Genomic DNA, 21,045 nt, shown 5'->3' on the forward strand with positions numbered 1-21,045 from the left:
CTCATGGCCACTGACGCGAAGACGGACACCTATCGGCTCAACCCCGATCAGGTGAAAGCCGAGTTCTTCCAGTTATTGCCCATTGCGGTTTTTGTAACCGTGTTCGGTATCGCGTTCGGTCTGGCGGCCGGGCAGGCGGGGCTGCTGCCGTGGCAGGCAGGCCTGATGAGTGTCACGGTCTTCGCCGGTGCCGCCCAGTTCGCGGCTCTGGGGCTCTGGGGGCAGGAGGTCTCGCTGATCCCCCTGGTCGCCATTGTACTGGCCATCAACTCCCGTCACATCCTCATGGGCGCCTCGCTCTACCCCGTGCTCCGGAAGCTCCCGCCGGCGCGGCGCTACGGCATCCTGCTGGTGCTGACCGACGCCAACTGGGCGCGTTCCTTCCAGCAGTACCAGGCCGGGCGCGAGAACCTTGAAGCCATCCTCGGTGGTGGTCTGGTGCTGTGGATGGCCTGGGTGGCGGGTACCCTCTTCGGTGGCTATTTCGGCGGGCTTGTTCAGAACCCGGAAGCCTTCGGGCTGGATATGGTGCTGGGGTGCTTCCTGTTGACCATGGCACTGGGCGGGCCGAAATCACGCCGGATCCTGGTGGCATGGACTGTGGCGGGCATCTCGGCGGTGCTCGCCTGGCGGTGGCTGCCGCCGCATACCCACGTGATCGTGGGCGCGCTGGCCGGCGGCGTGGTGGGACTGTTCTGGCTGGAGCCTTCCCATGACCAGTATTGAGACCACAACCCTCGGTATCCTGGCCATCATCCTGGTCATGACGCTGGTCACACTGGCGACCCGTTTCGGGGGTGCCTTCCTGATGGCACGGGTCCCCCTGAGCCGCCGGGTGGAGAGCTTCATCAATGCCATGGCCAGCTCCGTGCTGATTGCCATTGTCGTGCCCATGGCCTTCGCCGGGGATCTGGGTGCCAAGGCGGCGCTGCTGACCACGGCGGTGATCATGGTTGCCACGGGCCGCTCCCTGCCGGCCATCGGCGCCGGGTTCGTGGCGGCAGCGCTGGTGCGGCAGTTTCTGTGATGGCAGTGGCGCTTCTGGCCTGCCTGCTGGCCCTCGTCCTGGATTTTCTGGTGGGCGAACCCCGCCGGTGGCATCCACTGGTGGGCCTGGGCTGGTATGCGGACCGCATTGAAGCCGCGCTGAATCCTGCCGGGCAGGGGGGCATCCTGGCTGGCGGGCTGGCAACCGTGCTGGTGGTTCTGCCGGTGATCGGCGTTGCCCTGGTGGCGTCGGCGCTGCCGTGGCCCTATGGGCTGGTCGTGGCGGTGATTCTTCTGTGGGTCTGCATCGGCCACAGCAGTCTGGCGGAGCACGGTATGGCGGTCTACCAGCCACTGATGGACGAGGATCTGGAGACGGCCCGTGAGCGCGTGGGCATGATCGTCAGCCGCAATACCCGGGGGCTGGGCGAAGAAGCCATCGCCAAGGCTACGACGGAATCCCTGCTGGAAAACGGCGCGGATGCGATCTTCGCGAGCCTCTTCTGGTTCCTGGTCGCCGGTCTTCCGGGGCTGCTGCTGCATCGGGCCGTGAATACACTGGACGCCATGTGGGGCTACCGCAGCGACCGCTTCAACCGCTTTGGCCGGGTGGCGGCCCGGCTGGACGATGTCCTGAACTGGGTTCCGGCACGGCTGACCGCGCTGGGGTACGCGCTGGCGGGCCGCACGCGGATGGCACTGAGGTGCTGGAGAACCCAGGCGCGGGCATGGGAAAGCCCCAATGCCGGTCCTGTAATGGCAGCGGGTGCGGGCGCGCTGGGCGTGCGGCTTGGCGGGCGTGCGCCCTATCATGACGGTTGGCGTGAGCGGCCGCTGCTTGGCCATGGCGAGCCTGCGGACGCCCTGACCATTCCATCGGCCATCACTCTGATCCAGCGCAGTCTCGTGCTGTGGATGCTTGTGGCGGGGGGGGTCACGGTGCTGGTGGAAGTCCTGAATCGGGGAGTGCTGTAAGTGGTGGCAACACACGGGGGTCGGTTGAACCAGGCGGCGCGCGACTGGGGGATTCCGCTGGAGCAGTGGCTGGATCTCTCCACTGGCATCAACCCTCGCCCCTGGCCGGTGCCCGAGCTGCCGGTAGAGGTCTGGCAGCGCCTCCCGGAAGACGATGATGGCCTGCCGGCACTCGCCCGACGCTGGGCCGGCGCACCAGCAAGCGCAGGCTGCCTCCCCGTGGCGGGGACCCAGGCGGCGATCCAGGCGCTTCCCCGCTTACGCAGGCCTGGCCGAATCGGGGTACCGGAACCGGCCTACGTGGAACATGCCGAGGGGTGGCGCGCCGCCGGCCATGAAGTGGTGCCCTTCAGTGCTTTCCCTTCGGACGAGGCCCTTGCCGGACTGGACGCCCTGGTCTGGATCAACCCCAATAACCCCACGGGTGAAACCGTGACAGCGAACCGCCTGCTGGCAAGCCACAAACGCCTTGTGGCCCATGGGGGCTGGCTCGTGGTGGACGAGGCCTTTATTGATGCGGAGCCGGCTCAGACCCTGGTCCCGGAAACGGGGCGTGAGGGCCTGGTGGTGTACCGCTCACTGGGTAAGTTCTTTGGCCTGGCGGGCCTGCGTGCCGGGTTGGTGTTCGGGCCCGGGGCGCTCTGTGATCAGCTTGGCGACATGCTGGGCCCCTGGTCGGTCAGTCATCCGGCCCGCTACCTGATGCAGCGGGCGCTGGCGGATACCGGGTGGCAGAAGGCAGCGGCCGAGCGGCTCAGGGCCGACAGTGACCGCCTTGCCGGAATGCTCCGGGCGGCTGGCCTGGCCCCGCAGGGCGGGACCCCGCTGTTCATGTACTGCCCCCACGACAATGCCCGGCGGGTGGCGGACGCCCTGGCGGAGCAGGCGGTGCTGGTGCGTGTTTTCGAGTCACCCCCGGCGCTGCGCTTTGGTCTGCCCGGCCCGGAAGCCGAATGGCAGCACCTTGAGAACGCCCTGGCCGCAATGCCGGGGAGTCAGGGCGGCTACCGGTAGAACCGGGACATCTCCCTGAGCACGGACTGGACGACTGCGGGTTCAGGTGTGAACGCCGGTGCCGACTCAAGGTCGTCATTCAGGGTTTCGACCTGGCCTGAGGCGTGCTGCACGATGTGGTGCTCATCCAGCAGGACGGCGTAGTCCATGTAGCTGTGCGCGATGCTCCAGTCCCGCTGCCGGCGCTGGAAGAGACCGTTGCCGGTGGCGTATTGCGTCGGGTCCGTGGCTCCACACCCCAGGGCCTCTCCCATGAACGTCGGCGCCACATCGAAGTTTTCCGTACGGTACTCGATGGTGCCGCTCCCACGTCCGGGCCAGTGAACGATCATCGGCACATGCAGCTGGTACTGACCGAAGTTGCTGCCATGGCCCCAGTAATTCTTCCCGTAGTCGTTGAACTCCTGGCCATGGTCTCCCGTGATCATGACGATGGTGGACTCAAGCAGCTCCCGCTCCCTGAGATCCGAGAGCACACGACTGACCTGGTGATCCACGAAGTGCAGGGTGGATTTGTAGTTGTTGCGCATCAGTTCCGGGTTGAAATCCGGCCCCAGGGCCAGCTTGTTCACGGGGTCCCAGTAGGGCTGGAATTTCACCGGGTAATCATCCGGAACCCGGTGGTTGTGCGGGGTGTCGTAGAACAGGAATCCGAAAAAGGGGGACCTGTCACCGGCCTTGCCGCGCTGCTCGGTAAACGCCAGCCAGTCCTCGGTTATGCGGATGTCCCGATCCCAGGGTTTCTCACCAGGGGTTTCAAGCCTCAGGTCATCCACGGAGGCAAAGACGTTCTTGTTGAAGGCCGGGCTGATCAGCGGGGCGGAGCCCAGGATCTTCATCTCGTAATCCAGTTCCTGCATGCGGGTGATCATGACAGGCGGACGTTTTTCGCTGGTGAAGGCGTCCCAGTAGCCGCCCGGCAGGGAATAGAAGAGCGTGAAGATGCCGGGCTTGGTGGCGTTGCCGTTGGAATAATGGTCTGTGAACTGGAGGCTGTTCTCGGCAAAGGCGTCGATATTGGGCATCCAGGATGACTCAACCATGTCCCCGCGGGCTCCGTCGATTGCAATGATCAGCACATTGGGGCGCTGGGCCGGCGTCTCGCAGGAGAGGGGCTGCGTCGGGTAGTCCAGCTGTCCACCGCTGTTGTTGCTGGAGAGTGCGCGTGTGGCATTGCTTTTCTGCACCGCCTCCGTATCCACAAGGCCGTTCTTTTCCATGAAACGCTTGGCGGTGGCGCCGTAATAGAGCGGCACAGCCCGGCTCGTGGAGGTGATCCGGCTGTCGTGGTTGGCATCCGCCCAGGCATGCCAGCTGTGGACCGTCAGCTGACCGGCGAAGATGGTGGCGATGCCAAGGGCCAGCCAGCGGGCTCTGGGACGGCGCCTGGCCAGAAGACCCCCGATGACAAGCTCCAGCAGGAGCAGGCCGAGCGCTGTGCCACCCGCCATGGCCCACATCTGCCAGGGGAAGGAGAAGACCTGGGTGCCGCCCTTGAGAGCCATGTCGAGTACAAAGCCGGAAAGATGGAAGCGGAACTGGGCATAGGTCACGGTGTCGATCAGAAGCAGCCCCAGCGCGCTGGTGGCATAGAGTGCGCCCAGTGTGATCAGTACCTTCCGGCTGGGAATCAGGCCAATCACCAGCAGGGGCAGACCGGCGACCAGGGCCAGAAGCGGGAACTGCGCCAGGTAGAGAAGGGTTACATAGGCGCCCGTAGCCCCGTCCGGGATGCTGATCCATGGCAGGTAGCGCAGCCCCACCAGGAGCGCAAGCGCACCATTGATGAGCAGGAACCAGCCGGTCCAGTTCAGTCTCTGACCGAGACCTTTGAGTTGAGCGTTCTTCAAATGCCTTCGCCTGATAGGTTGGGTTTATCGGGAGTTCTTCCATGATAGCTTCAATTGTCATGCAGCCCAACGCCGCTCCATCCGTAGTTTCCCTGCGTATCGCTCGGTCATGGCTGTCCCTGCCCGAGTTGACCTGCTGATGGGGCCTTGCTACGGTTCGATCCGCTTTCAGGTGTCCCTGCATTGCAGGGATGAAACGGGAAGCCGGTGAGCTGTATGACGCAGCAAGGCCGGCGCTGCCCCCGCAACGGTGATTGAGTCAAAGGCGGCCATCACGCCACTGTGCCGGAGAAGCATGGGAAGGCGGTCGCTGGGGATGCCATGGGCATCCGCTCATCAGCCCGTAGACCGGCCTGAAGGGATCGCCATGCGTTGCGGAGGGCAACGACAGGCCGGCCGGATCTTCCCCCGCGGATCACACCGCGCACTCTTCAACCTTCCGCCGCCTGTCACCCTGAGTCTGCCCCCGCGACGCGTCCAGCAATGCTGTGCGGGGAAGCGCAGCAGGCAACAGGGAGTTACACCATGAACCAACGTCAGGCCATTCTGCCTCTGGCAGCTGCAATCAGTCTTTCTGCATCCCTATCTACGGCTCAGACCGCTGATGGGACCACTCAGGTTTCCTCTCTGGAACTTAATCCGCTAGTCGTTACCTCTTCCCGGATGACAGAGACCGCTGATGAAGCCCTGTCGGCGGTTTCGGTCATTGACCGCGATGCGATTGATGAGCGCCAGCCCCAGTCATCCTTCGACCTGCTGCGTACCGAAACCGGTGTGGACGTGACCCGCAATGGCGGCCGTGGCGGCAATAACAGCGTCTTCCTTCGGGGTACCGAGTCCGATCATACGCTGGTTCTGGTTGACGGCATGCGCGCAGCTTCCGCTACCACCGGCCAGTTTTCGTGGCGGAGTCTGTCGCCGGCCCAGATCCAGCGCATGGAGGTGGTCCGTGGGCCCCGTGCAAGCCTTTACGGTTCGGATGCGATCGGCGGGGTGATCCAGGTCTTTACGCGCGAACTTGATGGTCCCCGCCTGCGCGCGGTTGCCGGTAGCGATGGCAACCGGCGCGTGGAAGCCGGTTTTGGTGGCGGCGACGACGTCCGCTATGGGGTCAACGTTGGGTACGAGAGGAGCGACGGTTTTCCGTCCCAGGAGGAAGGGGCGGGTGTTCAGGAAGACCATGGATACCGGAGCCGTAACGCCTCTGGTTACTTCAAGGCTCCGATCAGCGATGGTACACAGCTCAATGCGCGTTTCTGGGCCAATGATGGTGATGTGGAGTACAACACCGTGAGTTCCGAAACCGGCCTCCAGGAAACCCGCAATGTGGCGACACGGGTGTCGCTGGAGCAGTCCCTGGGGAGTGCGTGGTCGCATGAACTCGGAGTTGGTTACTCCGAAGACCAGACGGAAGATTTCGGGGGGCGCAGTGATGACCAGCACGACCGGATCCGGACCCGGCGGAGTTCCGTCGACTGGCGCCACGACCTCAGCCTGACACAGGCCCAGACCCTGCAGTTCGGCGCGGATTTCCGGGAAGAGAAGGTCCTGTCGGAGGATCGAGTCGCCGGTACCGAAGACTTTGATGAGACGCTCGGCAACGTCGGGGTCTTCGGGCTCTGGCGCGGTGCCTATCCGGTGCTGGACGCGGAAGCCTCGGTCCGCCATGACGACAACCGGGATTTCGGCAGCAAGACCACCTGGCAGCTGGCCGGCGCGGTGCCGCTCAGTGATCGTGTCCGGATCCGAACCTCGGCCGGAACCGCTTTCAAGGCCCCCAGTGCGAACGAACTCTACAGTCCTGGGCTGCCTTCCTTTGGGGGAGCGTATGCAGGCAATCCTGAACTGGATCCCGAGGAGTCCCGCAGCGCTGAGATAGGGCTACGCTATCAGGACAGTGGCAATGAGAAAGCCGCTCTCAACGTCTTCGTCACCCGGATTGATGATCTCATTGCCTACCAGGGCCAGAATTCTCAGGCGGTGAACGTGAATGAGGCGGAGATCCGGGGCGTCGAAGCTGAATACGGACGCTCCCTCAAAGGCTGGGACATGACCCTGAGTGCCACCTTCCAGCGTGCCGAGAACCGTCAGAGTGGCGAGCGTCTTCTGCGGCGCCCGGATGAGAAAGCCAGCCTGATTCTGGGTCATAACCTGGATGCGCGCACACGCGTGACCCTGGAGGGGAAGGTAGCCAGTGAACGGCCGGATCGCAGTCGAACGTTGCCGGGTTACGGCATTATCAACCTGGCCGCCACCCGCAGGCTGGAATCCGGAATCCGGCTGGAGGCCCGGATCGAGAACCTCACCAACAAGGAATACCAGCTGGCGGATACCTACAACACTCAGGACGTGGCTGGCTTCGTTGGCATCAGCTGGGAGCCGGGTCGATGAGAGCAGCTGTCCTGATTCTCGCAGGCGTGCTGTTCCCGCTTCTGGCTCAGGCCGCCACCATCGTCGGCATCGTCTCCGACCGCTCCTCCGCCGAAATGGCGGCGGGCGCCGAGAAGCACCTTGAGGCGTTCCCGGAGCATGAGATCGTGCTCCGCACGCCCGAACAGCTGAAGGATCTTTCCGACGAACAGGTGACTCGCCTCTGGGCGGACGCGGATGCGCTGGTGCTTGCCGCTGTCTTTGGCGAGGAGTCCGGTCGCATTCGCCGGTTGGTCCGGGATCAGGGGCCGGGTGCCGATGTGCCCATCATGGCCATGAACAGTAAGCGGGGCATCACCCGCCTTTCCCGGCTCGGGGGCGAGCGCGTCCTGGAACCGCTCTCGGATAAAGAGATCAACGAGATGGTCGCCAACCCCGAACCCGGGGAAGACCCTGCGGCGCATCTGGAAGAACGGCGCGACCAGTACCCGGAACAGGCGCAATGGCTCACCGGCCGCGCCTTCTACCAGGGCCGCAGCCCTGAACACATGGACGGCCTCTTCCGCTGGGTCCTGGCCCAGGCCGGGCACGACATCGAGGTGCCGGAACCCAAACCCCGCGAGCCCATCCGGTACTACCGGGATGGCGAAGCCAGTGCCGATCCGGATTCCCTTAATCTCGACGAGGGACCGGCCGTGGCTCTTCTGGACCTGGACTCCGGCGACCGCCCGGGCGACCGGGATCTGCTCGATGCCGCCTGCGAACAGATGGAAGAGCGCGGCATCCAGTGCTTTACTATCCTGGCCCGCTGGGGCGGTGCCAGTGTGGAAGCGGTGGAGACGCTGGAGGATCGCATCAAACCCGCGACCCTGTCCGGCATCGTCAGCCTCCAGTACTTTACCGTGGGTGGGGGCGATGGCCGCCGGGCCGTCACCAAGGCATTCGAGGACCTGGACGTGCCCGTGATCAAGGGTATGCGCCTGTCAAAGCTGACCGAGCCGGAATGGCTGCTCTCCGACGAGGGCCTGCCCTGGGACGCGGTTCACTACCAGCTTGCCATGCCCGAACTCCAGGGCATCAGCCAGCCCATGGTGCTGGCCGTGGCGGAGAAACCGCGCATAGACGAGCTTACGGGCGTCAAGCTCAAGTTCACGCGCCCGGTCACGGAGCGGGTCAATTCCCTGGCCGACCGCATGAACCGCTGGGTCACCCTCCAGCAGAAGGACAACTCGGACAAGCGCGTTGCCCTGGTCTATTACAACCATCCTCCGGGCCGGCAGAACATCGGCGCGGACAAGCTCAACGTCCCCGAATCCCTGTTCGAGATCCTGCAACAGCTCAAGGCCGCGGGTTATGACACCGGCGAACTGCCCGAGTCCCCGGAAGCACTGCTGGACCAGATCCAGGAACGGGGCGTGAACCTGCCGGACCAGCAGTCCGGGCTGGAAGACCTGGTCGGCAAGGTCCCCTCCATCAGTAAGGAAACCTACCTGGAGCGCTTCAAGGCCATGCCCGAAGCCGTCCAGGCGGAAATGGAGAACGGCCCCGTGGGCTACCTGCACGCGCAGCTCAAGAACGCCGCCAGCAACGGCCACACAAAGCTCGGCAACGACCTGCTCAAGAGCGGTGTGAAAGACCTGCGCCACATGCTGCGCAACTACGAGCACGATGCCACCCAGCGCGCCCTGGACCTGCTCGACCAGTACCAGACCGGCTGGCGGGACGTGCTCCGCGATGAATCCGGCTCCATCGAGCAGGTTACCCGCATCCGCGATGCCCTGGTGCGCACCGGCATTCCCGGTCTCTCCGGCTGGGGCGAAGCGCCGGGGCGCTCCATGGTCCACGAGGGCGAGATGCTGTTCCCCGGCATCCACTTCGGCAACGTCTTTATTGGCCCGCAGCCCCCGCGTGGCTGGGAAGTCAGCGAGGAACTGCTGCACGCCAACACCACCTTCCCGCCCACGCACCAGTACGTCGGCTTCTACCAGTGGCTGCGCAAGGACTTCAACGCGGACGCGATGGTCTACCTGGGCCGTCACTCCACGCGTGAATTCCTGCCACGGCGCCGTGCCGGCCTGGCCGAGGACGACTACCCGGAACTGCTGGGCAAGGACCTGCCGCTCATCTACCCCTACATTGTTGACGGGGTGGGCGAGGGCATCCAGGCCAAGCGCCGCGCCATGGGCGTGATGATCAGTCACCTGACACCGCCGCTGGAAACCACCAAGCTCTACGACAACCTGCTGGAACTGCGCCAGCTGGTGGAAACCTGGGAATCCTCCAACGATCCTGATTCCTCCGCCCGCGACCGTGCCGTGAAAACCCTGCGTGAGCGCATCGACGAACTGGATATGGTCCAGGACATCGAGAAGGAGCTCGCCGAAGGGCACCACCATGGCGAGGAGGAAGAAGGCCACGAGGCCGAGCACGGCGAGGAACACAGCGAGCACGCCGAGAAAGAGCACCATCACGAGCATGGGGACGAGAAACACCCGGAAGAGGGTGGCGACCATGCCGATGACCATGCGCATGAGCACGAGCATGACGATGGTGATGAACACGGCCACGAGCACCACCACGACGAGCACGAGGAAACCGTCCACCTGGAAGACGTGGACGACGAACTCCTGGTGCATGAGGTGGGCCATTACCTGACCAACATGCAGGAGAGCTTCATGCCCCTGGGCCTGCACGTCTTCGGGCGTGACTGGGAGCAGGAAGGCATCGACACCATGCTCAACTCCATGGCCGGTGACGACGAGGACCCCAAGTCCGAGTGGCGCGAGAAACTCGAGGCCTCGCCCGGTGAGGAGATGGCGCACCTGCTCGCCGGCCTGGACGGTCAGTTCGTACCGCCGGGCCAGGGCAACGACCCCGTGCGCACCCCGGAAGTGCTGCCCACCGGTCGCAACTTCCACGCCCTTTCCAGCGACCTGGTCCCGACCCGCGTCGCCTGGTCCCTGGGCGCGGACATGGCGAAGGACGCCCGCAACAAGGGCGACCCCAAGGCCGAGGGCAGTGAAGCCATCGTCCTCTGGGCCTCGGACACCGTCCGTGATGAAGGCGTGATGATCGCCTTTGGCCTGGACATGCTCGGCATCAAGCCGGACTGGAACTCCCGGGGCATTGTGGAAGGTCTTGAGCGGATGCCACTGGAAGACCGTAGCCGGCGCCGCGACGCGCTCTTCACCACCTCAGGCCTGTTTCGGGACCTCTACGAGGACCAGCTCGTGCTGCTCGACCACGCCACAAGGCTGGCGCTGGATGGGGCCTACAACACCATCATGAGCAAGCATCCGCAGCTGGACCGTGCTCTGGAAGCGGCGATCGAACCGCTGCCCGAGGACATGCGCGACCCCGGCAATGAGAGCCTCGCGAAAAACGACGTCGCCGCCCGCTGGGTCGCGGACACCAAGGCCATGCTGGCCAACGGCGCCGACGCTGAGAAAGCCGGTTCCGATGCCGCCCTGCGCGTCTTCGGCACCGCTCCCGGCTCCTATGGTGCCGGCGTCAATCGCCTCGCTGACCGCTCCGGCGCCTGGGACGACCGCGGCAAGGTCGCCGACGCCTATACCCGCCGCATGGGCTACGCCTTCGGCGGTGACAAACAGGGCGGCCGCGCCGCGCACGACGCCTTCAAGGACCGCCTGGATAACGTCGGCCGCACCTACCTCGGCCGCGCCAGTCACGTCTACGGCCTGCTGGACAACGACGACGGTTTCGACTTCCAGGGCGGCCTCTCCATGGCGGTGGAACACGAAACCGGTCAGACGCCGGACAACCGCGTCCTCATGCACGCCGACCCGGACAACCCCCGAGTCGAGTCCCTGCAACAGGCGCTGCTCAGCGAACTGCGCGGCCAGAACCTGAATCCGCAGTGGCTCAAGCCGCTCATGGAACAGGGCTATGCCGGTGCGCGCACCATGTCCGCCGATTTCATGGACAACCTCTGGGGCTGGCAGGTCACCAGCCCGGACGTCATCAACTCGGACGTCTGGGACGACGTCCACGACGTCTACTTCGAGGATAAGCACGATCTGGGCATGGACGAGTTCCTCGAAAAGGACCACAACGTCCACGTCAAAACCCACATGCAGGCCATCACCCTCGTCGCTGCCCACCGCGGCTTCTGGGAACCCAGCGAGGAAACCCTGCAACAACAGCGGCAGGACTTCGCCCAGCTCGTCGTCGAGAACGGCCTCCCCGGCAGTGGCCATACCCGCCCGGACCACCCCACCATGCAGTGGGTGGCTGAGCAGCTGAGCGACTCCGAACTCAAGGAAGACTTCAAGGCCGTCCTCGACTCCGCCCGCATGGAAGCGCCGGAATCCAAGGCCCAGCCGGTAAGCATGCGCGAAGTCAGCATGAAACAGAAACCACAGCAGCAGGAAGCCGCTGAACAGTCCCAGGACCAATCGGAAAAGGAAAAAGGCAAAGAGTCCGATAAGGCCGAAGAAGAGCAGGCCTCCGCCGAAGGCGGGCCGGTCCTGCTTCCGTGGTTCATCGGCGGTGGCGTTCTGCTGCTTCTCGGTGGTGGTGTCGTCGCCGGTCGACGCCTGTCATAAGGCCTGAAGGAGGCACGCAATGTTTACATCCGCAACCCTCGACATCATGGATTCCATGGTGAGCTTCCTCCTGGAGCCGGTGATCATCGCGCTGCTGGCGCTGATCGCCCTGGCGCTCTGGGAAACCGGTCTGGCCATTGGTGAACGCACCGGCGGCCTGCGCCGCATGATCGAACGTGGCGATGCCGACTCCCTCGCCGCGCGCGCCCAGCGCCGCATCGACCGCGCCGACCTGATCGCCCGTGTTGGCCCCATGATGGGCCTCATGGGCACCCTGATCCCGCTCGGCCCGGGCCTTGCCGCGCTCGGGCGCGGTGAGCTGGACGTGCTGGCGGAGGCGGTGACCGTGGCCTTCAACACCACCGTCCTCGGCCTGCTCGCCGGCATCATCGGCTTCCTGCTCGGGCGCATGCGCCGCCGCTGGTACGATGGCGCCATGGCAAAGCTGGAGGAGGCCAGCGCATGAGTGTGCCGGAGTACCGCCGCAGCCGTTTCGATGTCACCGACGAAGACCCCATGGGGCCGCTGGCGAACCTGGCTGATATCATGCTCGTGTTCGCCGTGGGCCTGATGGTGGCGCTGGCCGCGTCCGAAAGGGCCAACGACCCGCAGCAGAGCGGCGTGGACGTGGAGGCGGGCCGCGAGATGCCGGAACTGCCCGAGGGCGCCGGCGAATCCGGCGAGGGCTTCCAGCCCATGGGCCAGGTCTATCAGGACCCGGAAACCGGGCGCATGATCATGATCGATAAGGGGAACAGCCAGTGATCCGGCAGCTGCACCGACTTACTGCCATCGCCGTTCTCTTCCTGGCCGCCACCACGATGGCCCACGCGCAAGTCTGTGCCACGGATGATCGCGGGAAGGACGTCTGCCTGGACAACCCCGCTGAACGCATCATCAGCCTCTCGCCCGGCGCCACAGAACTGCTCTTCGCCGCCGGTGCCGGGGACGACGTGGCCGGCGTGGTCAACTACAGCGACTACCCCGAGGCGGCGAAGGAACTGCCCATCATCGGCAGCCTCAAGCGGCTCGATGTCGAGCGGATCCTGAGCCTGTCGCCGGACCTGGTGATTGTCTGGGTGACCGGAAACCCCAAGGAACAGACCGAGCGGCTGGAAGAGCTGGACCTCACCCTGTACTACCTCGAACCCAGGGATTTCAAGGGCATCGCCAGTGCCATCGAGCGCCTCTCAACCCTGGCGGGTACCGAAGAGGTGGGCCACAGGGAAGCCGACCGGTTCCGCGCCGGGATCGAGTCGCTGCGTGATGAATACGGTGATGCCGCTCCGGTGCCGGTGTTCTACCAGGTCTGGGACCAGCCGCTGATGACCGTTAACGGCGAGCACTTCATCCACGAAGTGATTGAACTGTGTGGTGGCGAGAACGTCTATTCGGAGCTCGATCGTCTGGTGCCACGCATCGACCGGGAGTCCGTTCTGTCCAGGAACCCGGAGGCCATCGTGGCAGGCGGCATGGGAGAGGAGAACCGTGACTGGCTTGAGGAATGGAAGGAGTATGACTCACTGACCGCCACTGAACGGGGCAATCTCTTCTTCGTGCCCCCGTCGACCCTGCAGCGGCCGACGCCACGGCTGCTCGAAGGCGGCGCGACCCTGTGCGAGAAACTGGAGACGGCCCGTGAACGCCGCTGAGGCCATCGCGCACCGGGCCAACGCCTCCATGGCCATTTCCGCCTGGCGCCCCTTCCTGCCGCTGGTGTGGCTGGCGCTTCTCGGGGTGCTGGCGCTGATGCTGGCCGTGGCTATCGGCAGCGTGACCATCGCGCCCGGCGAGTTCTGGGCGGTGATCCTGGGCGAGGGCAGTGAGCTGCACCGAACCCTCATCTTCGAGCTGCGCGCCCCGCGTGCGCTGGCCGGGTTCGCCACCGGCGGTCTGCTGGCGGTGGCCGGGGCGCTGATGCAGATCCTGCTGCGCAACCCGCTGGCGGACCCGTACGTGCTCGGCGTCTCCGGCGGCGCCTCCGTGGGCGCGCTCGCCGCCATGCTCGCCGGAACCGGCACCGCCGTGCTCTCCGGTTCCGCCTTCGCCGGCGCGCTGCTGTCCACCTTCCTGGTCTTCGGCCTCGCCCACGGCACCGGCAGCTGGACGCCCGCACGGCTGCTGCTCACCGGCATCGTGGTCGCCTCAGGCTGGGGCGCGGTCATCACACTGATGCTGGCCATCGGCCCGACGGACAAACTCCCGGGCATGCTCTACTGGCTCATGGGCGACCTTACCTACGCGCAGACCCCCTGGCCGGCGTTGATCACGCTGGCGCTGGTCTGCTTGCTGGTGATTCCCCTCGGGCGCAGCCTCAACGTCCTCGCGCGCGGCCCGCTGCAGGCGGCGGCACTGGGCGTGGCCGTGCGCCCGCTGGAATGGACCATCTACGTGCTCGCCAGCCTGCTGACCGCACTGGCCGTGACCACCGCCGGCAGCATCGGCTTCGTGGGGCTGGTGGTGCCGCACATGCTCCGGCTGGTGCTGGGCAACGACCAACGCCTTATCCTGCCGGCCTGCGCCCTGGCCGGCGGCGCACTGCTCACGCTTGCGGACACCCTCGCGCGCATTGTCATCGCCCCGGAACAGCTGCCCGTGGGCGTGATCACGGCCCTGCTGGGTGTGCCGACCTTCCTCGTGCTGCTGTACCGGAGCCGCTGATGACCGTGCTCGAGACGCAGGACCTCGTCATCGACATCCCCGAGCGCCCGGACGGCCGGGCGCTCAACCTGCGTATGGAACCCGGCCAGACCTGGGGCATTCTGGGTCCCAACGGTGCCGGCAAGAGCACGCTCCTGCACACCCTTGCCGGGCTCAAGCCCCCGCGCTCCGGGGACATACAGCTCGACGGCACCAGCCTCAGCCGCCTGCGCCGGGGCACTGTGGCGCAGCAGCTCGGCATCGTCTTCCAGGAACGCCAGGACGGCTTCCCCGCCACCGTGCTCGAGACCGCCCTCATCGGCCGCCACCCCTTCCTCTCCCCCTGGCAGCTGGAAGGCGGAAACGACCTGGAAATGGCCGAAAACGCTCTGGAACAACTGGAACTCAGCGACCTCGCCGAGCGCTCCGTCAGCACCCTCTCCGGCGGTGAACGCCAGCGCGTGGCGCTGGCGACCACGCTGACCCAGTCGCCCAGCGTCTGGCTTGCCGACGAACCCACCAACCACCTGGATCTGCGCCACCAGGTCGCCGTTATGAACCTGCTGTCCGGGCAGGCCAGGGCAGGGCGAACCGTCGTCCTCTGCCTGCACGACCTCAACCTCGCCGCCCGCTGGTGCGACCACCTCCTGCTCCTGTACCCGGACGGCGAAGCCTGCTGGGGCGAGGCCGACAGCATGCTCAAGCCCCAAGCCCTGGAACAACTCTACGGCCAGCCCCTGACCTGGGCGGAAGTGGACGGGGCGCCGGTATTCGTGCCGTCCTAAAACGCTTGAGAGGGCTAGATGTTTTTATTCATAGATAAGCGTTGGAGTGATGAAGCAGGGGGGTTCTTGGAGGGAAGCTCGGTCGCCATGAATGGCGACCGCGCAGCGTCCATGGATGGATTTATAGCGATTCCCGGAAAGAACCCCCCTGATTCATCACCGGTAGAAACCCAGAGATATTGATATGTCAGACCAAGGAAAAACCATCAGCGGCACCGCCCCCATCGCCATGATCGTCGCCCCCGGCTCCGGCCACGGCAAATCCATGGTCACCGCCGCCCTCGCGCGCCTGCATAAAAACGAAGGCCGCACCGTGCGCGTCTTCAAGCACGGCCCCGATTACCTGGACCCCATGGTCCTCGAGCGCGCCTCCGGCAACCCCGTCTACCAGGTCCACGGCTGGATGACCGGCGACGATGAAATCCGCTGGCGCCTCGCCGAGGCCGCACAGGAGGCCGACCTCGTTCTGGTGGAAGGCTCCATGGGCCTGTTCGACGGCGACCCCAGCAGCGCCGATCTGGCCGTCAGCTGCGGCATCCCCGCGCTGCCCGTGATCGGTGCCAACGCCATGGGCCAGACCTTTGGCGCCATCGCCCTGGGCCTCGCCCGCTACCGCGATGATCTCGCCGTGCACGAAGTCATCGCCAACCGCGTCGGCAGCAGCTACCACGCCCAACTGGTCAAAGAGAGCCTGCCCGAGGACATCAGCCTGCTCGGCGCCATCCCGCGCAGCGAATCCTTCGACATCCCGGACCGCCACCTCGGCATCGTCCAGGCCAACGAGATCACCAACCTCGACCAGCAGCTCGACGCCGCCGCCGAGGTCCTCAAGGAAGCCGGCCTCGACCAACTGCCCAGTGAAGTGACCATTGAAGCGAGCCTCCCCACGGCACCGCCGCGCCTGCTCGAAGGCCACCGCATCGCCATTGCCAAAGACGCCGCCTTCGCCTTCATCTACCCCGGCAACGTTGATCTGCTCGAAGCCATGGGCGCCGAACTCAGCTTCTTCTCACCGCTGGCAGACTCAGAACTCCCGGCCACCGACGCCCTCTGGCTGCCCGGCGGCTACCCCGAGCTCCACGGCGAACAACTGGCCGCCAACACCGCCATGAAAGCCGCCATCCGCGCCCACCACCAGGCCGGCAAACCCATATACGCCGAATGCGGCGGCCTAATGGCCTGCACCGAAACCCTCGTCGACCCCGCAGACGGCCGCGAACACAGCCTCTACGGCCTCATGCCCGGCCGCGTCTCCATGGCCCCCAAACGCATAGCCCTCGGCATCCAGGCCCTCAACACCGAAAAAGGCGAACTCCGCGGCCACACCTTCCACCACTCCCAGCTCGAAACGGACGTGGAACCGGACAGCCGAACCACCAAGAAAAACGGCAGTGAAGGCGAGCGCGTGTTCCGGGTAGGATCACTCACAGCGAGCTACTTCCACGGCTACTTCCCGACCGCGCCGGAACTGGTGGCGGATCTGTTCAAAGGCTGATTCAACTGGAGATCGAACAATGAGAGAGAACGCCAAAGACCCCGAGCGCCATGCCCAACGAATGGCCCGCAAGAAGAAGGTCATGGAAGAGCGCATGGCCAACGCCCAGAAAGAGCAGGGCGTTCTGGTAGTGAACACCGGCAACGGCAAGGGCAAAAGCTCCTCCGGCTTCGGCATGGTCACCCGCGCATTAGGCCATGGCATGAAAGTCGGCATCGTCCAGTTCATCAAAGGCAAGATGCAGACCGGCGAAGAACGCTTCTTCCGCGACGTTCCCAACGTTGACTACCACGTCATGGGCGAAGGCTACACCTGGGACACCCAGGACCGCGAAAAAGACGTCGAAGCCGCCGAAAACGCCTGGAAAGAAGTCGCCCGAATGCTCAAGGACGACAGCTACGGTCTCATCCTGCTCGACGAACTCAACATCGCCCTGCGCTACGAATACCTCGATCTCGACCAGGTCCTAGACGACCTCCAGAACCGCCCCGAAATGCAGCACGTCGTCATCACCGGCCGCAACGCGCCCAAGGAACTCATCGAACTGGCGGACACCGTCACCGACATGAGCATCGTCAAACACGCCTTCAAAGACCTCGGCGTCAAAGCCCAGAAAGGCGTCGAACTGTAGGAGCGGGCACGCCCGCGATTTCCTGACCCCGTAGGAGCTTGCTTGCAAGCGATATCGCGAGCGAAGCTCGCTCCTACACAGAACGCGCACAACGGAGACATTACTTCATGCAGTCGCTGATGGTTCAGGGCACCACCTCGGACTCCGGCAAAAGCACCATCGTTGCCGCCCTCTGCCGCTGGCTCCACCGCCAGGGTGTGTCCGTGGCCCCGTTCAAACCCCAGAACATGGCCCTGAACAGCGCCGTCACCGAAGACGGCGGCGAGATCGGCCGCTCCACCGCCCTCCAGGCCCTGGCCTGCGGCATCGAACCCCACAGCGACATGAACCCCGTACTGCTCAAACCCCAGAGCGACCGCGGCGCCCAGGTCATCCTGCGCGGCCAGGTCTACGGCAACATGGACGCCGTCGACTACCACGGCTTCAAGGCCGAAGCCCGCAACAGCGTCATGGCCGCCTGGGAAGCGCTCAAGGCCCGGTACGACGTCATCATCGTCGAAGGCGCCGGCAGCCCCGCCGAAATCAACCTGCGCGAGAACGACATCGCCAACATGGGCTTCGCCGAAGCCGCCGACCTCCCCGTACTGCTCGTCGGCGACATCGACCGCGGCGGCGTCTTCGCCCAGCTCGTCGGCACCCTCGAACTGCTCTCCCAGACCGAACGCGACCGCGTCACCGGCCTGCTCATCAACCGCTTCCGCGGCGACCCGGCCCTGCTCGGCAACGGCGTGGAATGGCTCGAAGACTACACCGGCAAACCCGTGGTCGGCGTCTTCCCCTACCTCCAGGGCCTGATCCTGGACGCCGAAGACAGCGTCGGCCTCACCGGCACCGACGCCGAAGAGGGCGCGCTCAACGTCGTGGTTCCCGCACTGCCACGCATGAGCAACCACAACGACTTCGACCCCCTGCGCCTGCACCCCCAGGTGAACCTCCAGTTCATCGGCCCCGACCAGCCCAAACCCGGCGCCGACCTCATCATCCTCCCCGGCAGCAAGAGCACCCGCACCGACCGCGAATGGCTCAAGCAACAGGGCTGGGACGACCACATCCAGCGCCACCTGCGCTACGGCGGCAAGGTGCTCGGGATCTGTGGGGGATTCCAGATGCTGGGCAGGACCATTGCGGACCCGGACGGGATTGAAGGGGAGCCCGGTGAAACCGAAGGGCTGAACCTGCTGGATCTGGAAACGCGGCTGGTGGAAGGCAAGCAGCTTCGGCGTGTGACCGGGGTGTTTGCGGAAAGCGGCGCGCCGATGAGTGGGTATGAGATTCATAACGGGGTGACGACCGGGAGTGCGTTGGAGCGGCCGTTGGTCTCGATTGAGGGCAGGCCGGATGGGTCAGTCAGTGACGACCAGGCCATAGCCGGTTGCTACATTCACGGCGTCTTCGATGAAGCGGCGGCTTGCGACACTCTCTTGTCTTGGGCGGGCCTCACCAACCAATACGCAGAAACGGATTACCAGCAGCATCGGTTGTCTGAGTTGGATCGGTTGGCCGAGGCAGTGACGGCGAACCTTAGGTCCGAGGCTTTATTTCAGAAAATTTCAGATGCCTAATTATCCGACTCTATAGCAACCAATTGTTCCTGGTTGCTTAGGTACAGAGTTGTCCCATCCCAGCTTTTAAAACTGGACTGCTTGTCGAGAGCAAAAGGTTCGTCACCGGTATACTTGAACTTCCCCTGATACCAGAGTTCACCGTTATGTCCATAGCGGATCGAACCGGTATAGATACCACCTTGTTCGGTTTCGGAGAGTTCAACGAAGACACCGCCATCACGGCCCCCCACCCAGACCGCTTCTTCAGAAACAGTATCTGGTGCCTGGGGAGCTTTAGCTGGCTCACCGTTGGATTGGCCGTCGCACGCGGCGAGAAAAAGGACTAATAACAGAGTCCAGAACCTCATTCTTGGATCTCCCCGATTTCTTCGATCTTCAGAGTTTTGGTCTTTGGTCCTGAATTCAGATAATAACTGCAGCACTTTGGTTTAGCCGGGTAGAGGTAGGAGGGCCGCCGCCGGTACCCTCATCGCCTTTACCGACCAAAGTGAAGAGCAGATGGGATACCGACAACTAACCCAGCGACAACGATACCAGATTGAGGCCGGTTTGCAGCACCAGTGCAGCCTTCGTTGGATAGCCCAGACGATTGGGTGCAGCAGTAGCACGGTCTCCCGAGAAATTCGGCGCAACAGCGGTGCCAGTGGCTATTGCCCGGAACAGGCTCAGTGCATCAGCAGGGATCGACGTCAGAAGGCCCATAAAGCCAGCAAACGGGCGTGGTCTTTGATGATCTGGGTGAGCAAGCGCCTGCGTGAGTACTGGAGCCCGGAGCAGATCATCGGGTTCATACGTCGGGCCGGGAGCAGGCTGATCTCCCACCAGTGGATCTATGAACTGATCTACCGGGATAAGGCAACTGGCGGCGATCTGTGGCGCTACTGCCGCCAGCCGGGGCGACGGCGTTACCAGCGCCACCTGGCCAAGCGTGCCGGGCTCGGGCGCATTCCCAACCGGGTTGGGATCGAGCAGCGGCCAGGTGATGTTGATAAACGCGATACGCTTGGCCATTGGGAAGGCGAAACCGTGCTTCACGGGCATAAGCAATCGGGCCTTGTCACCCTGGTGGAGCGGCGCAGTGGTTACCTTCTGGCTGAACGGCTTGTGCAGCTCAAAGCCAGGCCGACAGCAGAAGCCATCGTTCGCCAGTTCCGCCCCATAAGAGGCGCGGTGCGCACGCTGACATTGGATAACGGATTTGAGTTCGCGGACCATGAGAGGATCGCTCAAACGCTCAGTGTCGGGACCTATTTCTGCGATCCGTACCGCTCCAGCCAGCGGGGCACGAATGAGAACACCAACGGGCTGCTGCGCCAGTATTTCCCGAAAGGAACGGACTTCCGGAAGCTCTCTGACAGAGCGCTGCGGGCAACCGTAAAGCAACTGAATAACCGACCCCGGAAACGGCTTGGTTATCGCACACCGGCGGAAGTGTTCTGGGGCGAATACTCAGGAGCACTGGATACGGGTGGTGCTGCATTTATTACTTGAATCTAGGAGTAAAGGAAATCCAGCTAAAGGGTAGAGGCCAATGACCAGTACTGTGCTGTTTCGTCGCCTGCTCATACAGGCCTTCATCATTGCGTTTCTGCTCGGTTGTTCCGCTGACCAGGATAAAGACGCCGATCAACCTAATAAGAGCGCCGCAGCCCTAGTTAAGGAGGCACAACAGCTTATGGTAGAGCATGGTCAGGGCGAGGAGCTGGAAAAAGCCCTTAAACTGACAGAACGTGCCACGAAGGTTGATCCAGATTATGTCTCGGCTTATATCGCACGGATAAATATCCTGAAGCGTATGGGCAAAGTCGAGGGTATCGTTAAAGCAACGGAGCGTCCGGTTGAGCTTCAGCCCCATCCTGAGAACCGTCTCTCACTGTGCATGGCCCAAGAAGCAACCGGAAAAAGTGACGGTAAGAATTTGGAGTGTTACCGACAGCTCATCGAGGATATTGAAGTTGATTCCGACACGCCAGATGGGAGAAGAGAGACCTATCTTCTCGCGCTCCGGTTGGCAGGGGATGAGGCTTTTGAAGATGAGCTGAATGCTTACTTGAAAAGTCTGGACTCCGATGATGACGACATGGCCCGAGAGTTGGCCAAATTCAAGTTCATTGAGAAATCTCGGGAAGACTTGCTTCGGGAGATTGCGCCTGTTTCACGCTGATCTG

Annotated in this window: 18 protein-coding genes and 1 riboswitch; of the genes, 16 read left to right on the forward strand and 2 right to left on the reverse strand. The window is 64.0% G+C overall.

All coding sequences use genetic code 11. From position 1 onward, the window contains the following. The first annotated feature begins 3 nt into the window (after positions 1–3). Genes CK501_RS04100 through cobD form a run of 4 tightly spaced genes read left to right on the forward strand, consistent with a single transcriptional unit; the run spans position 4 to position 2,976 of the window. The gene (locus CK501_RS04100) at positions 4–726 is read left to right on the forward strand and encodes an AzlC family ABC transporter permease (protein WP_095616430.1); all 723 of its coding nucleotides are present in this window, start codon (positions 4–6) and stop codon (positions 724–726) included. Next, entirely contained in the window at positions 713–1,027 is a 315-nt protein-coding gene (locus CK501_RS04105; protein WP_095616431.1) for an AzlD family protein, read from the forward strand. The genes CK501_RS04100 and CK501_RS04105 overlap by 14 nt, the downstream gene beginning before the upstream one ends. Beyond that, the gene (gene cbiB / locus CK501_RS04110) at positions 1,027–1,962 is read left to right on the forward strand and encodes an adenosylcobinamide-phosphate synthase CbiB (protein ID WP_095616432.1); all 936 of its coding nucleotides are present in this window, start codon (positions 1,027–1,029) and stop codon (positions 1,960–1,962) included. Before CK501_RS04105 ends, cbiB begins: the two co-directional genes overlap by 1 nt. A 3-nt stretch (positions 1,963–1,965) precedes the next feature. Next, a complete protein-coding gene (gene cobD, locus CK501_RS04115) occupies positions 1,966–2,976 on the forward strand; it encodes a threonine-phosphate decarboxylase CobD (RefSeq protein ID WP_198949373.1) in 1,011 nt (336 codons plus the stop codon). On the opposite strand, the gene CK501_RS04120 is transcribed toward cobD, so the two are convergent. Continuing rightward, positions 2,967–4,826, reverse strand: a complete 1,860-nt coding sequence (locus tag CK501_RS04120) for a DUF3413 domain-containing protein (RefSeq protein WP_095616434.1) — start codon at positions 4,824–4,826, stop codon at positions 2,967–2,969. The two genes, cobD and CK501_RS04120, sit on opposite strands and share 10 nt — an antisense overlap. 153 nt (positions 4,827–4,979) lie before the next feature. Next, a riboswitch (cobalamin riboswitch) is annotated at positions 4,980–5,197 on the forward strand. A 292-nt stretch (positions 5,198–5,489) separates the two neighbouring features. On the opposite strand from CK501_RS04120, the gene CK501_RS04125 reads away from it, so the two are divergent. The 10 genes from CK501_RS04125 (at position 5,490) to CK501_RS04170 (ending at position 18,874) form a co-directional block, all read left to right on the forward strand. Further along, positions 5,490–7,217 carry a TonB-dependent receptor domain-containing protein gene (locus CK501_RS04125; RefSeq protein ID WP_158223036.1) on the forward strand — a complete coding sequence of 576 codons (1,728 nt, stop codon included), beginning with the start codon at positions 5,490–5,492 and terminating at the stop codon, positions 7,215–7,217. Next, the gene (locus tag CK501_RS04130; RefSeq protein ID WP_095616436.1) at positions 7,214–11,761 is read left to right on the forward strand and encodes a cobaltochelatase subunit CobN; all 4,548 of its coding nucleotides are present in this window, start codon (positions 7,214–7,216) and stop codon (positions 11,759–11,761) included. Before CK501_RS04125 ends, CK501_RS04130 begins: the two co-directional genes overlap by 4 nt. A 19-nt stretch (positions 11,762–11,780) precedes the next feature. Continuing rightward, on the forward strand, positions 11,781–12,227 hold the full coding sequence (locus CK501_RS04135) for a MotA/TolQ/ExbB proton channel family protein (RefSeq protein WP_095616437.1): 447 nt from the start codon (positions 11,781–11,783) through the stop codon (positions 12,225–12,227). Further along, a complete protein-coding gene (locus tag CK501_RS04140) occupies positions 12,224–12,526 on the forward strand; it encodes a DUF2149 domain-containing protein (RefSeq protein WP_095616438.1) in 303 nt (100 codons plus the stop codon). The genes CK501_RS04135 and CK501_RS04140 overlap by 4 nt, the downstream gene beginning before the upstream one ends. Continuing rightward, positions 12,523–13,413: a cobalamin-binding protein gene (locus tag CK501_RS04145; protein WP_332888970.1), complete on the forward strand. Its 891-nt coding sequence runs from the start codon at positions 12,523–12,525 to the stop codon at positions 13,411–13,413. Before CK501_RS04140 ends, CK501_RS04145 begins: the two co-directional genes overlap by 4 nt. Positions 13,414–13,441: 28 nt before the next feature. Beyond that, complete coding sequence (locus tag CK501_RS04150; protein ID WP_095616613.1) at positions 13,442–14,422, forward strand: FecCD family ABC transporter permease; 981 nt, start codon at positions 13,442–13,444, stop codon at positions 14,420–14,422. After that, the gene (locus tag CK501_RS04155; RefSeq protein ID WP_095616439.1) at positions 14,422–15,186 is read left to right on the forward strand and encodes an ABC transporter ATP-binding protein; all 765 of its coding nucleotides are present in this window, start codon (positions 14,422–14,424) and stop codon (positions 15,184–15,186) included. Before CK501_RS04150 ends, CK501_RS04155 begins: the two co-directional genes overlap by 1 nt. A gap of 184 nt (positions 15,187–15,370) precedes the next feature. After that, entirely contained in the window at positions 15,371–16,681 is a 1,311-nt protein-coding gene (locus CK501_RS04160; protein WP_095616440.1) for a cobyrinate a,c-diamide synthase, read from the forward strand. Between the two features lie 19 nt (positions 16,682–16,700). Then, a complete protein-coding gene (gene cobO / locus CK501_RS04165; protein ID WP_095616441.1) occupies positions 16,701–17,312 on the forward strand; it encodes a cob(I)yrinic acid a,c-diamide adenosyltransferase in 612 nt (203 codons plus the stop codon). Between the two features lie 107 nt (positions 17,313–17,419). After that, positions 17,420–18,874, forward strand: a complete 1,455-nt coding sequence (locus CK501_RS04170; RefSeq protein WP_095616442.1) for a cobyric acid synthase — start codon at positions 17,420–17,422, stop codon at positions 18,872–18,874. On the opposite strand, the gene CK501_RS04175 is transcribed toward CK501_RS04170, so the two are convergent. After that, entirely contained in the window at positions 18,871–19,224 is a 354-nt protein-coding gene (locus tag CK501_RS04175; protein WP_095616443.1) for a hypothetical protein, read from the reverse strand. The two genes, CK501_RS04170 and CK501_RS04175, sit on opposite strands and share 4 nt — an antisense overlap. A gap of 151 nt (positions 19,225–19,375) precedes the next feature. On the opposite strand from CK501_RS04175, the gene CK501_RS04180 reads away from it, so the two are divergent. Both CK501_RS04180 and CK501_RS04185 read left to right on the forward strand, forming a co-directional pair. Next, positions 19,376–20,368, forward strand: a complete 993-nt coding sequence (locus tag CK501_RS04180; RefSeq protein WP_095616444.1) for an IS30 family transposase — start codon at positions 19,376–19,378, stop codon at positions 20,366–20,368. 40 nt (positions 20,369–20,408) lie between these two features. After that, positions 20,409–21,041 (forward strand): hypothetical protein, encoded by a 633-nt coding sequence (locus CK501_RS04185; protein WP_095616445.1) that lies wholly within the window; start codon positions 20,409–20,411, stop codon positions 21,039–21,041. Positions 21,042–21,045 lie beyond the last annotated feature (4 nt).

The organism is Halovibrio salipaludis, assembly GCF_002286965.1.
GTDB lineage: Bacteria > Pseudomonadota > Gammaproteobacteria > Pseudomonadales > Oleiphilaceae > Halospina > Halospina salipaludis.

Excerpts from the sequence above, each read along its gene's own strand:
- CK501_RS04100 (WP_095616430.1), top strand. The coding sequence starts at position 4 with ATGGCCACTGACGCGAAGACGGACACCTATCGGCTCAACCCCGATCAG.
- CK501_RS04105 (WP_095616431.1), top strand. The coding sequence starts at position 713 with ATGACCAGTATTGAGACCACAACCCTCGGTATCCTGGCCATCATCCTG.
- cbiB (WP_095616432.1), top strand. The coding sequence starts at position 1,027 with ATGGCAGTGGCGCTTCTGGCCTGCCTGCTGGCCCTCGTCCTGGATTTT.
- CK501_RS04125 (WP_158223036.1), top strand. The coding sequence starts at position 5,490 with ATGACAGAGACCGCTGATGAAGCCCTGTCGGCGGTTTCGGTCATTGAC.
- CK501_RS04130 (WP_095616436.1), top strand. The coding sequence starts at position 7,214 with ATGAGAGCAGCTGTCCTGATTCTCGCAGGCGTGCTGTTCCCGCTTCTG.
- CK501_RS04135 (WP_095616437.1), top strand. The coding sequence starts at position 11,781 with ATGTTTACATCCGCAACCCTCGACATCATGGATTCCATGGTGAGCTTC.
- CK501_RS04140 (WP_095616438.1), top strand. The coding sequence starts at position 12,224 with ATGAGTGTGCCGGAGTACCGCCGCAGCCGTTTCGATGTCACCGACGAA.
- CK501_RS04150 (WP_095616613.1), top strand. The coding sequence starts at position 13,442 with ATGGCCATTTCCGCCTGGCGCCCCTTCCTGCCGCTGGTGTGGCTGGCG.
- CK501_RS04155 (WP_095616439.1), top strand. The coding sequence starts at position 14,422 with ATGACCGTGCTCGAGACGCAGGACCTCGTCATCGACATCCCCGAGCGC.
- CK501_RS04160 (WP_095616440.1), top strand. The coding sequence starts at position 15,371 with ATGTCAGACCAAGGAAAAACCATCAGCGGCACCGCCCCCATCGCCATG.
- cobO (WP_095616441.1), top strand. The coding sequence starts at position 16,701 with ATGAGAGAGAACGCCAAAGACCCCGAGCGCCATGCCCAACGAATGGCC.
- CK501_RS04170 (WP_095616442.1), top strand. The coding sequence starts at position 17,420 with ATGCAGTCGCTGATGGTTCAGGGCACCACCTCGGACTCCGGCAAAAGC.
- CK501_RS04175 (WP_095616443.1), bottom strand. The coding sequence starts at position 19,224 with ATGAGGTTCTGGACTCTGTTATTAGTCCTTTTTCTCGCCGCGTGCGAC.
- CK501_RS04180 (WP_095616444.1), top strand. The coding sequence starts at position 19,376 with ATGGGATACCGACAACTAACCCAGCGACAACGATACCAGATTGAGGCC.
- CK501_RS04185 (WP_095616445.1), top strand. The coding sequence starts at position 20,409 with ATGACCAGTACTGTGCTGTTTCGTCGCCTGCTCATACAGGCCTTCATC.